Source organism: Paraburkholderia sp. IW21, from assembly GCF_041321145.1.
Taxonomy (GTDB): Bacteria; Pseudomonadota; Gammaproteobacteria; order Burkholderiales; family Burkholderiaceae; genus Paraburkholderia.
The window spans coordinates 79,553-91,437 of sequence record NZ_JBGGWA010000006.1; the positions used below are offsets into that span (position 1 = coordinate 79,553).

Sequence of the window (11,885 nt, forward strand, 5' to 3'; positions counted from 1 at the left end):
GGCGCGTCTATGCCGCTCGCGCCGCGAGCGGCAACACTATCCACACCTCCAACCCGCCGCCCTCGCGCGCATGAAACTGAAGGCTGCCGCCATGCAGCCGCGCGATCCGCTCGACAATCGCCAGTCCCAGCCCGGTGCCACCGCTATGCGCGCGAGCATTGCGGCCGCGCTGAAACGGCGCCTTCAACTGTTCCAGCTCTTCTGCCGAAAGGCCTTTGCCGCGGTCGCCGATCGCGACATACACCGCTTCACCCGTGGCCCAACTTCGCACGGCCAGCCCCGTTCCGCCATACACGATCGCGTTCTGCATCAGATTCATCAGGAGCCGCATCATGCTGATCGGCCGGTAAGCAATCGCGGGCAAGGTCGCGAGCGACAACTCGAACTCATGACCCAGCCCGGCGAAATCGCCTGCGAGCCGTTCGATCAGCCCATTCAGATCGCCGGGCTCCGCAGCCTCACGCTCGCCGCTGCCCGCGTAATCCATGAACTGCTGCAAGATTGTCTCGATCTGGTCCAGATATGACTCGGCGGCGACGACAAAGCTGCTGTCGCTGCCGCCGGGCATCGCCATGGCCATTGAAAGACGCAGTTTGGTGAGCGGCGTGCGGATGTCGTGCGAGATACCCGCCAACATCAGTGCGCGGGTCGCCTCCGCTTGCTGCAACGCATGCGTCATCTGATTGAAGGCGCTGCTCACCGTGGCGATCTCGGCAGGACCGTCGGTGGGCAGCGGCGCGGGCGTTTCGCCGGCGCTCACGCGGCGCGCCGCCCGCGTCAACTCCTGGAGCGGCTGGTTGAGGTGGCGCTGGATCAGGTAGCCGGTCAGCGCCGCCAGCGCGCCCAGGCCCAGCGACAGCAGGATCGCCGCGTCGAGTCCGACGCCTTGCGCGTCTTCGGGAATCGGCAGTGCGATCCAATACGGCGTCTGCGGCGCATCAGCCGACGCATGCATGCGGATCCACAGCCGCTGGCCGCCTTCGGATTGCCAGCGAGCCGGCATGTCGGCGGGCAGATGCTCGCGCAAGCTCTCGAGAAACACGTTGCGCTGATAGGTGCGATAAACGCGTAGCACACTGGGCGGTGGCTCCTGCGCGGCTTCGGCCGGCAGTTGGGCGCGCGCGTCGAGCCGCGCGTTCAATGTGGCGCGCGCGCCGGGCGGGGTAGCTTGAAGCAGACTATCGAGCGTCGTCACGTAGGTGGCGAACACCGTGGCCGCCCGTTCGACGCGGGGCCGCTGCACATAATGCAGCAACACGCCGAGCGCACACACCTGGCTCAACATCACCAGCACGATCAGCAAGGCGATGTTGCGCGCCAATAGCGTTTTCGGCAGCGCCCTCTGCAGCAACGAGGGCGTCATGAGTCGACGTCCGCGATCAGCATGTAACCGACGCCCCACACGGTCTTGATGAAGCGCGGCTTCGACGGGTCGTCCTCGACGATCTGCCTGAGCCGCAGCACCTGCACGTCGATGCTGCGATCGAGCGCATCGTGTTCACGGCCACGGGCGCGCGCCAGCAGATTGTCACGGCTCACAGGCCGGTTCGGCGACGAAGCCAGCGCGACCAGCAACAGCATCTGCGCCGAATGAATCTCCAGCAACGCACCGGCTCGCGACAACTGCTGCTTGCCGACATCGAGACTGAAAGCGCCGAAGCGCACGCTCTGCGAGGTCACGGTGACATCGCCCGAGGCGATCTTCTGGCGGCGCAGCAGCGCATTGATCCGCGCCACCAGTTCACGCGGCAGGAACGGTTTGGCAAGATAGTCGTCAGCGCCGGTTTCGAGGCCGACCACCTTGTCGAGCGGATCGCCCTTCGCGGTCAGCATCAGAATCGGCAGCGTCTGCCCTTGCGCGCGCAAACGTGCGCAGATTTCGAGGCCGTCTTCTTCGCCGATCATCAGATCCAGCACCAGAAGATCGAAGGGCTCACGCTCCAGATAGCGGTCGAGCCGCTTGCCGTCCTCCGCGATGCGCACCTCGAAGCCATGGCCGCGCAGAAAACGCTGCAGCATGTTGCGCAGTTCGGCTTCGTCGTCGAGCACGATGATTTTGGCGGGGCGATCCATGCGAAAGCTCCTTGGTTTTAAGCGTCGGGCGGCGCATGCCGCGCCGCGTGCCGCTCGGCCTGGCGCTGCAACAGCACGTAGAACGACGGAATGAACAGCACGGCGATGCAGGTGGAAGCGAGCATCCCCGAAAATACCGCAATGCCGAGCGAACGGCGCGCGCTTGCACTGGCGCCGGTGGCGATCACGAGCGGGACCACGCCGAGAATGAACGCGAACGAGGTCATCATGATGGGACGGAAACGCAGGCGCGCGGCTTCCACTGCGGCCTCGGCCACGCCCACACCTTGCGCGCGCAAATGCCGCGCGAACTCGACGATCAGAATCGCGTTCTTTGCCGACAGCGCGATCAGCAGCACGAGGCCGATCTGCGTGTAGAGATTGTTGGCGGCGCCGAGCACGGCAAGCGTGCCGGCCGTGCCGAGCAACGCCAGCGGCACCGCGAGCACGACCGCGACCGGCAGCAGCCAGCTTTCGTATTGCGCGGCCAGCACGCAAAACACCAGCAGGACGCCCACCGCGAAAACCCAGTAGGCCGAATTGCCGACCAGCTTCTCCTGATACGACATCGCGGTCCATTCGTAGCCGATGCCGGCCGGCAGCACACGCGCGGCTTCCTGCTCGAACGCGGCGATCGCCTCGCCCGTGCTATAGCCGTTGGCCGGATTGCCGTTGATGGCCGCGGCCGGCGCGAGGTTATACAGCGTCGCGACGGCTGGGCCGACGCTCGTATGCGCGTCGATGAACGTGCCCAATTCGACCATATGTCCGCTATTGCTGCGGATCTGCAAGCGACGAAGGTCGTCCGTTTCGCGGCGAAACGCGCCGTCGGCCTGAACAAACACGGGGAACGTATGGTTGAAAGTCGTGAACTGGTTCACGTAGCTCGAGCCGACATAGTCCTGTAGCAGGTCGAACACATTGCCGACCGGCACTTGCAGCGACTCCGCCTTGGCGCGATCGAGCGTCAGTTCGACGGTCGGCACTGACGCCCGAAACGGGCTGAACACCCGCTGCAGTTCGGGCCGCTTGGAGACGCTCGCGATCAATGCGTCGGTAGCGTCCTGCAAGCGCCGATAGTTTTGCGAGCCGTCGGTGAGCCTCACCTGCATTTGCACGCCGCCGCTATTGCCGAGGCCCTGAATCGGCGGCGGCACGATCACCACGGAGCGCACGTCGGGCAGTTTCGCGAGTTCGCTATTCATGCGTATATACAGCGAGCGCAGGTCCTCGCCTTTGCCACGCTTGCTCCAGTCGTCGAGCGTCACGTAGATCAGCGCGGAATTCGGCAGTGATGCGTTGTTATCGAGCGGCGAGATGCCGCCGATCGACACCACATGGCTCACGCCCGGAATCGCGCCGATACGCCTTTCGATTTGCACGCTCGCCTCGCGCGTGCGACCAAGCGATGCGGCATCCGCCAACTGCGCGGCGATCAGGATATAGCCCTGGTCTTCGAGCGGAATGAAGCTGGTGGGCACGCGCGTGAGCAGAAATGCGGATGCCGCACCGAGCACCAGCGCGATCACCAGTGCGAGGCCGCAACGCTGCACGAACCACGAAACCACGCGCACATACCCCGTTTCGACGCGGGCATAACCCTTATCGAACACGCGATAGACGACGTTCGGTTTGCCGGGCCGCGCATGCCGCAACCAGCGCACGCTCTGCACCGGCTTGAGCGTCACCGCATTGATCGCGCTGATGATCGTGGTTGCGACCACCACCAGGGCAAATTGCCGGTACATCTGACCCGTGACGCCGCCAAGAAACGCCGACGGCAGGAACACCGAAATCAGCACCAGCATGATGCCGACAATCGGCCCGAGCAATTCGTGCATGGCGTCGATAGCGGCCTGCTTCGGTGTCTTGCCCTGTTCGATATGCTGCGTAATCCCTTCGACCACCACGATTGCATCATCTACCACGATGCCGATTGCCAGCACGATCGCGAACAGCGTGAGCAGGTTGATCGAAAAGCCGAGCATATAGATCGCGCCGAACGTGCCGATGATGGTCACGGGAATCGTCGTGGCAGGCACCAGCATCGCGCGCCAGTTTTGCAGGAACAGCAGAATCACTGCCAGCACCAGCAGCGCGGCCTCGAACAGCGTCTTGTAGACATCGATCACCGACTGCCGCACGAAGGTCGTCGTATCGAACGGCAACTGATAGCTGACGCCCTTCGGCATGTCTTTGGCCAGCCGGGCCATGGTCGCCTTCACGGCATTGCCGACTTCCAGTGCGTTGGCTTCGGGCAGCTGATAGATGGCAATGCCCGCGGCCGGCTTGCCGTCGAGATTGAAGAACTGGCCGTAACTCGACGAGCCCAGCTCGGTGCGGCCCACATCGCGAATCCGCACGAAATGACCGCCATCGTTCGGGTCGGCCTTAATGATGATGTCGTCGAACTCATGCGGATCGGAAAGCGCGCCTTGCATCGTCACCGTGAGCTGGAACGCCTGGCCGCCGGCGTTCGGTTCGGAACCGAGCTGGCCCGCGCTGACGTCCTTGCTTTGGCTCTGGATCGCCTGCATCACGTCGGCGGCGGTCAGATTGCGCTCGCTCAGTTTTTGCGGATCGAGCCACACGCGCATGCTGTACTGGCCGGTGCCGAACACGGTGACGTCGCCCACACCCGGCAAACGCGCGAGCGTGTCGCGCAGATAGATCACCGCGTAGTTGCTGAGAAACAGCGAATCGTATTTCGGGTCAGGCGATTGCAACGTGTACAACTGCAGGATCGCCGTGGAGCGCTTGCGCACGGTCACGCCCTGCTGCTGCACCGCCTGCGGCAGTTGCGCGGTGGCGGCCGACACGCGGTTTTGCACCAGCACCTGGGCCTTATCCACGTCCGTGCCGACGGCAAAGGTGACGGTGAGGGTGTACGTGCCGTCGTTGGTGCTGGTCGATTGCATATACAGCGCGTTTTCCACGCCGTTGACCTGCGTTTCGATCGGCAGCGCCACGCGGTCGATCACGGTCGCGGCGCTCGCGCCCGGAAAGCGCGCGACCACCTGCACGGTCGGCGGCGTGATCGGCGGATATTGCGCGATCGGCAAATTGATCAGTGCGACGGCACCGAGCAGCATCACGATCAACGCGATCACATTCGCGAGAACGGGACGCTCGACGAAAAAGCGGATCATGACCGGCCCTGCGCCGCGGCGGCGACCACCTGCACTTTGGCGCCGGGCGCTACCGCCAACGCGCCGCCGGTCACGACCTGATCGTTCGCGCCGAGTCCCGTTTGTATGGCGCGCAGCGAACCGTACAAGCCACCGGCAACTACCGCGCGTTTCTCGATCACACTCGCGCGGTTCACGATCAGCACCGACGCACCAGCCTGTTCGCGCAGCAACGCGGTGTCCGGCACAAGCAGCACATTTTGCGGCGCGCCGGCGGGAATATGCACGTCGACCGACATGCCCGGAATCAGATGCGCGTCCTGATTGGCGATGTCGGCGCGCAACTTGAGCGCGCCACTGCCCGGATCGACCCGAGTGTCGACAAATTCGAGCGCGGCGTCCTCACCCTGGCCGGCGGCCGCGCCGAGCACATTGACGCGCACCGTGCGCGGCGGTTGCCTGAAAAGCCCAATGCGGTTCGCGTCGCGCTCGTTCAGCGTGAAATTCACGTACACCGGCTGGATGCGATCCAAGGTGGCGAGCTTCGTGGAGTCGGAGGCACCGACCAGATTGCCGACGTCGAAGGCGCGCGCGCCGATGCGTCCCGCGAACGGCGCGCGTATTTCCGTGTAGCCGAGATTGATGCGCGACATGTCGCGTTTGGCGAGCGCCTGGTCGCGTGTGGTCTGCGCTTTTTGCAGCGTCGATTCGGAGGTCGCGTTATCGGAGGTGAGTTGCTTCTGCCGTATCAATTCCTGGTTGGCATTATCGAGCGCGGCCTGGTCGTAGGTCAGTTGCGCGCGGTACGTATCCGGCTCGATGCGAAACAGCACCTGCCCTTGCTTGACGTAAGCGCCATCGGTAAAGCCGATTTCCTTCAGTACGCCTTGCACGCGCGCCACTAACGTCACAGTCGCGGAAGGCGCGACCGTGCCGCTCAGATCGATCTGCTCACGCACCTCGCGCGGCACCGGCCGGGTCACGCTCACTTGAGGCAGAGGCACCGATTGCGCCGATTGCGCGGCGGGCGCGCTACCGTCGCGGCACGCAGCCAGCGCCACCGCCGCCAGCACGACGCAAAGTTTCGCCCCGACGTGCCTGTTGGCCACGCTATGCTGTGCCCCACTCCTATTGGTCAGGTTTTTATTTCCCATTCTCGAGCTGGCCTCCGCTGGTACGCGCCAGCGCGGAATTCGCCGGCGGATTTAACAACCGGCCCCAATCCGTGCGTTGCGCCATCTGTTCGGCAATCTGTTCGCTCACCACCTGCTGCCCCTGCGCGACTTCCCAGCCTCCGCCGAGCGCGCGATACAGCGATACCGCCGCGAGGGCGGCGATCCCCTGGTTCTGCGCGAGCGAGTCGCCGTCGCGCAGGGCGGAACGCGATGCATCGAGCACCGTGTCGTACGTGACCGAGCCCGCGCGATACTGGAGAGTGGCGAGCTTCAAGGCACGCTGCGAAGCATCGGACGCGCGCACGGACGCCGCCAGCGCATCGAGCGAGGTGCGCAGCGCGGCAATCGCGTCTTCCACTTCTTTCTGCGCTTGCAGCACCGTGTTCTGATAGTCGAGTACGGCCTCTTGGAAGGCGGCGTCCTGAATCCGCACGGCGTTTTTCAGTTGACCGCGATCGAGGATCGGCAGCGTGACGCCTGCGGAAAAGAGGCCGATTGTTTTGCTGCCCCACTGCGAGAGTCCGATGCCATGCTGGTCGCCCGACGAAAGCCCGAACAATCCCGTCAACGAGAGCGACGGATACAGCTTGGCCTTGGCCGCGCCGATCAGCGCCGATTGCGCCGCCGCGTTGAGCGCGGCCTGGCGCACATCGGGACGGCGGCGCAACAGATCGGCGGGAATGCCGACGTCGATCTGCGTCGGCGGAACCGGAATCGCAGCGCCGCCTTTGAGTTGCGCATCGACCGCATCGGGCGGATCGGCGAGCAGCACGGCGAGCGTGTCGCGGTCCTGCGCGCGCGCCTTGATGAGCGGCGGAATCTGCGCTTCGGTTTCGGCCACCAGCGTGGCGGCCTGTTCGACATCGAGCCGGCTCGAGGCGCCGCGTTTGTAGCGCGCCTGGGTCAGCGTGAGACTCTGCTGCACGGCTTTCAGGTTCTGCTGCGCCACCGCGATGCGCTGCTCGAGCGCGCGCAGATCGATGTACGCATTGGCGACATCGGCGAACAGCGACACGAGCGCGTTGTCGTAGGCAGCTTCAGATACACGCAATTGCGCGCGGTCCGATTCGATCTGCCGACGGTATTTGCCCCAGAAGTCGATTTCCCAACCGGCATTCACCCGCAGATGCTCGGCCCACAGATGCGTCGGCGGAAACGGGCCGACGCCGCTCGTATTGATATGGTCCGCGCCGACGGACACGCTGCCCGATTGCGGCAGCAGATTCTCCGCGCTGATCGCGAGTTGCGCGCGCGCCTTGAAGATGTGCAACCCCGCCACTTGCAGCGACAGGTTGCGCTCGTACGCGCGCTGTTCCAGCGCACTCAGCACCGGATCGTTGAACGCGGACCACCACGCCGCTTCGGCGGCTGGCGCGGTCTGCGCCTGATCCGGCAAGGTTTCGAGCCACTGATTTTCGAGCGTCACGTCCGGCTGTTTGAAGTCCGGCCCGAGCGTCACGCAACCTGTCAGCCCGGCGCTCATCCACACGATCAGCGCGCAGCCGATGCGAAAGCGGCAGGACGGGGCGGGTTTCATCGCGCGTGGGGGGCGTCAAAGGTCTTACGTTCCCGCTGATGCCTGCGCGGCTCAGTGCGCTGCCCCGCGTTCCTGCATGAATGCCGCGATCTGCGGCAACGTGATGTAACCCGCTTTCTGCGTGTCGATCTCATCGAAATGCCTGGCCACCATTGGCATGCCAGCGACAGCCTGTTCTTTGGTGAGCTTGCCGTCGTGCGTGGTGTTGGCATTCGCAAAGCGGCTTTGCAACTGCTGCGCCATGCGTTCCATGCGCTGCGGATTGCCGCCCTGCGGTGCGGCGGTTTGGGCGAACGTGAGCGTGGATGCGCAGCACAGCAGCACAATGGCGAAAAACTTTTTCATGACTGACTCCTTGGATTGAGCCACCGTACGTCGCCTGCAAACCGCCGCGATCCGTTCGATGACAGGCCGAATTTTTGTGGAATCGCAGCCAGAAGGCAATTTCAGAATCATGTCGCGATATGTCATCGCCTGGTGACGAGCGGGTCCCGCCAACGATTCGCGACCGGCGGCCATCCGCCATACGGCGGTGGCGCCAAGGCCCTGGATATAGGCGATTTTCTGCTCGATGCCGCGGATGTCGCCGCCGCTGTATTTCGACTTCACGAGCGGGGCGAATTCGCCGACGCCCAGATTGTCGTTGCTCAGGTCGGCGTCGTGGAAGCGGTCGGGCACGCCAAGGCTACCGATCGGTAGCTTGTGTTTTACGACATGATTCTTACAGCCACGGATGCGGCCCGGGCTCGCTATTTGCCTCCGGCTACGCATTACGCGGATTCGCGCAGATAAAGCACGATGCCCTCCCAAGGCTCGCGGATTTTCAAGGACGTCCGTGCAAAAAAGGGCGATCCGCGTCCACGAGAACCTTTCGGACCCGGTGACGCAACACCCAGGTGGCTCGGCGAGGCCAAGCGCGAAGCACGTCTAGCGTCGGCCAGATTCACTGTCCCGCACCAATGCTCAAGCCGGCTGGCGCTCATATATCAGACGAATAGAAAACGAGCGGGAAGTCGACATTCCCGTCTCCTTCGCGGGGGGCGGAACGGCGCTTGCTTCGTTCCGTTCTACCACCGGCGTGTCCATTCGTTGGACATATCTGTCCAACTCCCGGACTCCCACTCGCGATTTTTTATTGCCCATCAACCTATGTTTCAGGACCACTAGATGAGCTATCAAGACATAGACAAAGAAATTGCCCACCTCGAATTCGTGTTCGGGGTGATTTCCCCCCACGATCGCATTCCTCTGACTTATTGGCGCAATCGCCTGCGCGCGTTTCCCAAAATGTTGCTGATGCCGACGCAACGGGCCCGTCTCGCGCGGCTCGAAGCAGCATTGCGCTCGCTCGAACACTCTGCGCACAAGCAGGCCGCCGAACTGCCGATGCGTTCGACGGGCACGCGGCCATGACTGAGGCTTTGAAAGAGAAGCCTGAAGAAACGGCTGACGAAACCGCCAGCGGCAAGCCCGCGCGCGCCCAGGATGCCGGCGCCGATTCACCGCATCTGGACGAAGGCGAACAGGATCAGGCCGCGCAACACACCGCGCCAGAAGCACTCGTGTTGCATGAAATCGTCCGGCAGGAAGGCGAAGCCGCACTGGAAAGGACCATTGGCGCGCTGATCTGGTCTTCGCTGGCGGCCGGTTTGTCGATGGGCTTTTCGCTTCTCACCCAGGCAGTGCTGGAAGCCGGACTGCCGGACACGCCGTGGCGTCATCTGGTGTCGAGCTTCGGCTACTCGATGGGCTTCGTGCTGGTCATCATGGGACGGCAACAGTTGTTTACTGAAAGCACCTTGACGGTGGTGCTGCCCGTGTTGACGCGGCGCGATCCGTTCACGATTCTCAAAGCCTTGCGTCTGTGGGTCGTGGTGCTGACGTTCAATCTGATCAGCACGTGGATCTTCGCCGCCATGCTTCGGATTCCCGATGTATTTTCACCCAACGTGGTGGCCGCACTCGGCGACGTATCGCGTGCGGCGCTCGGCTCGGAAAACGCGCTGCCGACTGTCGTGCGCGCAATCTTCGCCGGCTGGCTGATCGCGCTGATGGTGTGGCTGTTGCCGAGCGCGCGCTCCGGCCGCCTGTTGACGGTGTTGCTGATCACGTATGTGGTGGCCGTGACGCGGCTGTCGCACATCATCGCCGGTTCCACGGAAGTGGCTTATGCGTTCTTCGCCGGCGACGCCAGCTTGCACGAGTACTTTTTCCGCTTTCTGCTGCCGACGCTCGCGGGCAACATCATCGGCGGGATGTCGCTGGTGGCACTGCTCAATCATGCCGCCATCGCGCCGGAGATCAGCGGCAAGCGCTGAGCGAGAATCGGCACACACGCAACAACTCAAGCCGCCGCCGCGCGTTACCCGCTCATCCGATCAGAATCCGCGCGGCGAGCGCCAACACGAGGGCCGGCAGCATCACCACCACGCCCACTTTCAGAAACTTCATAAAGCTCACATCTTCGCCTTCGCGGCGAATCGCATTGAGCCAGAGAATCGTTGCGAGCGAGCCGGTGATCGACAGGTTCGGGCCGAGATCGACGCCGATCAGCAGCGCATCGATCACGCGCTCCGGACTGTGCGCCTTGATCACGGTCGAACTGGCGATCAGTCCGGCCGGCAGGTTGTTCATGAGATTGCTGCCGAACGCGATGATGGTGCCGGCCCAGCCGGCCGTCGCCAGTTCGCTGTGTTGCGTGGCCCGCTGCACCAGCGCGACCAGCGCCTTGATGACGCCGGTGTGATCGAGCATCTCGACCAGCACGAACAACGCGGCGACGAGGGGCAGCACGCTCCATGAGATTTCCCTGATCATCGGCAGCGGCGACTTGCGCTCCTGGATCAGCACGACCGCGACGGTCAGCGCGCCGAGTATCGCGGTGGGCAGCCCGAGCGGCACGTCGTATGCGGAGACAGTCAGCAACACGACGGCCGTCACCGCGATGCCCGCGAGCGCCACGCGCCCGCTCGGCGACAACGCGAGCGGTTCGAGATCCGCCTCGCACGAACCGGCGAGCGCTTCGCGCTGGGTCCAGCGCAACATGAGATAAGTCGCGACGATCGACAGCAGCGAAGGCAGCGTGAAGCGCATCAGCCACGGGCCGAGCGCGGGCGTGTGATTGCCGTACAGCACGATGTTGGCCGGGTTCGAGATCGGCAGGACGAAACTCGCGGCGTTCGCGATGAACGCGCAGACGAACAGCAAGGGTAGCGGATGCGTCTTCGCTTTCCTGGCGGCGGCAAACACGGCTGGCGTGAGGACGACGGCGGCGGCATCGTTCGAGAGAAAGGCGGTGATGACCACGCCGACCAGATAGACCAGCAGGAAGAGCTTTCTCGGCGAGCCCTTGGCGTGATTGACCGCGAGTACGGCGACCCAGTCGAACAGGCCTTCGCGGCGGCCCACTTCCGAGAGCAGCATCATGCCGAAGAGGAACAGATAGACGTCGGTGCCTTTGCCGACGGCTTCTATGGCCAGGTGCAGGGGCAGAAGGCCCAGCGACACAAGTAATAGCGCGCCTGCGACGGCCCAGACGGCCTCAGGCCATTTGAACGGGCGGGTAATGACGCCGGCCGTGGCGGCTGCGGCGATACCCCAAGATAGGAAAACGGAATTCACCCAATGAGTCCTGGATTCTGATTGCGCGCGAGGGCGATGGCGGAGTGGCAGCATACCCCATGGTCGAAGTGACCAGGGATAGGGCCGCAAATTGTATGCCAACACTCCGGGTCGCCCCCGGGGCGCCCCGGGGCGCTCCTTTACTCAGCCGCCCGTCAGCGAACGGAAATCATCCACGCTTTCCGTATAAGTCCCCTGCTGCCCATTCGACGTCCCCGTGATGCCGACTGTCGACGCGTCCCTGGCCCGGCCATTGCCGGCGCCGTCACCATCCGCTTCAGGATCGGCGCGCGGAATGGTGACGCAGTACCTTGCCCCGGCGGCGCAAGGTACTATTACGGTTTGACGTCG

Annotated in this window: 9 protein-coding genes; 2 read left to right on the plus strand and 7 right to left on the minus strand. The window is 63.8% G+C overall.

What is annotated here, in order from left to right; translation table 11 throughout:
• Nucleotides 1-7: 7 nt before the first annotated feature.
• The 6 genes from ACAX43_RS16115 to ACAX43_RS16140 are packed head-to-tail and all read right to left on the minus strand — an operon-like array spanning nucleotide 8 to nucleotide 8,258.
• The gene (locus ACAX43_RS16115) at nucleotides 8-1,363 is read right to left on the minus strand and encodes an ATP-binding protein (protein WP_370709409.1); all 1,356 of its coding nucleotides are present in this window, start codon (nucleotides 1,361-1,363) and stop codon (nucleotides 8-10) included.
• Nucleotides 1,360-2,073: a response regulator gene (locus ACAX43_RS16120; RefSeq protein ID WP_370709410.1), complete on the minus strand. Its 714-nt coding sequence runs from the start codon at nucleotides 2,071-2,073 to the stop codon at nucleotides 1,360-1,362. The genes ACAX43_RS16115 and ACAX43_RS16120 overlap by 4 nt, the downstream gene beginning before the upstream one ends.
• A gap of 17 nt (nucleotides 2,074-2,090) precedes the next feature.
• Entirely contained in the window at nucleotides 2,091-5,222 is a 3,132-nt protein-coding gene (locus ACAX43_RS16125) for an efflux RND transporter permease subunit (protein ID WP_370709411.1), read from the minus strand.
• Complete coding sequence (locus ACAX43_RS16130) at nucleotides 5,219-6,355, minus strand: efflux RND transporter periplasmic adaptor subunit (RefSeq protein WP_370709412.1); 1,137 nt, start codon at nucleotides 6,353-6,355, stop codon at nucleotides 5,219-5,221. Before ACAX43_RS16130 ends, ACAX43_RS16125 begins: the two co-directional genes overlap by 4 nt.
• A complete protein-coding gene (locus ACAX43_RS16135; RefSeq protein ID WP_370709413.1) occupies nucleotides 6,345-7,913 on the minus strand; it encodes an efflux transporter outer membrane subunit in 1,569 nt (522 codons plus the stop codon). Before ACAX43_RS16135 ends, ACAX43_RS16130 begins: the two co-directional genes overlap by 11 nt.
• Nucleotides 7,914-7,964: 51 nt before the next feature.
• Nucleotides 7,965-8,258, minus strand: a complete 294-nt coding sequence (locus ACAX43_RS16140; RefSeq protein WP_370709701.1) for an EF-hand domain-containing protein — start codon at nucleotides 8,256-8,258, stop codon at nucleotides 7,965-7,967.
• 822 nt (nucleotides 8,259-9,080) lie between these two features.
• Here ACAX43_RS16140 and ACAX43_RS16145 point away from each other — a divergent pair.
• Entirely contained in the window at nucleotides 9,081-9,326 is a 246-nt protein-coding gene (locus ACAX43_RS16145; protein WP_370709414.1) for a hypothetical protein, read from the plus strand.
• Nucleotides 9,323-10,231 carry a formate/nitrite transporter family protein gene (locus ACAX43_RS16150; RefSeq protein WP_370709415.1) on the plus strand — a complete coding sequence of 303 codons (909 nt, stop codon included), beginning with the start codon at nucleotides 9,323-9,325 and terminating at the stop codon, nucleotides 10,229-10,231. Before ACAX43_RS16145 ends, ACAX43_RS16150 begins: the two co-directional genes overlap by 4 nt.
• 52 nt (nucleotides 10,232-10,283) lie before the next feature.
• Here the strand turns inward: ACAX43_RS16150 and ACAX43_RS16155 are convergent, their stop codons facing one another.
• Nucleotides 10,284-11,534 carry an arsenic transporter gene (locus tag ACAX43_RS16155; protein ID WP_370709416.1) on the minus strand — a complete coding sequence of 417 codons (1,251 nt, stop codon included), beginning with the start codon at nucleotides 11,532-11,534 and terminating at the stop codon, nucleotides 10,284-10,286.
• Between the last annotated feature and the right edge of the window lie 351 nt (nucleotides 11,535-11,885).

Coding starts and splice junctions, on each gene's coding strand:
- ACAX43_RS16115 (WP_370709409.1), bottom strand. CDS start 1,363: ATGACGCCCTCGTTGCTGCAGAGGGCGCTGCCGAAAACGCTATTGGCG.
- ACAX43_RS16120 (WP_370709410.1), bottom strand. CDS start 2,073: ATGGATCGCCCCGCCAAAATCATCGTGCTCGACGACGAAGCCGAACTG.
- ACAX43_RS16125 (WP_370709411.1), bottom strand. CDS start 5,222: ATGATCCGCTTTTTCGTCGAGCGTCCCGTTCTCGCGAATGTGATCGCG.
- ACAX43_RS16130 (WP_370709412.1), bottom strand. CDS start 6,355: ATGGGAAATAAAAACCTGACCAATAGGAGTGGGGCACAGCATAGCGTG.
- ACAX43_RS16135 (WP_370709413.1), bottom strand. CDS start 7,913: ATGAAACCCGCCCCGTCCTGCCGCTTTCGCATCGGCTGCGCGCTGATC.
- ACAX43_RS16140 (WP_370709701.1), bottom strand. CDS start 8,258: ATGAAAAAGTTTTTCGCCATTGTGCTGCTGTGCTGCGCATCCACGCTC.
- ACAX43_RS16145 (WP_370709414.1), top strand. CDS start 9,081: ATGAGCTATCAAGACATAGACAAAGAAATTGCCCACCTCGAATTCGTG.
- ACAX43_RS16150 (WP_370709415.1), top strand. CDS start 9,323: ATGACTGAGGCTTTGAAAGAGAAGCCTGAAGAAACGGCTGACGAAACC.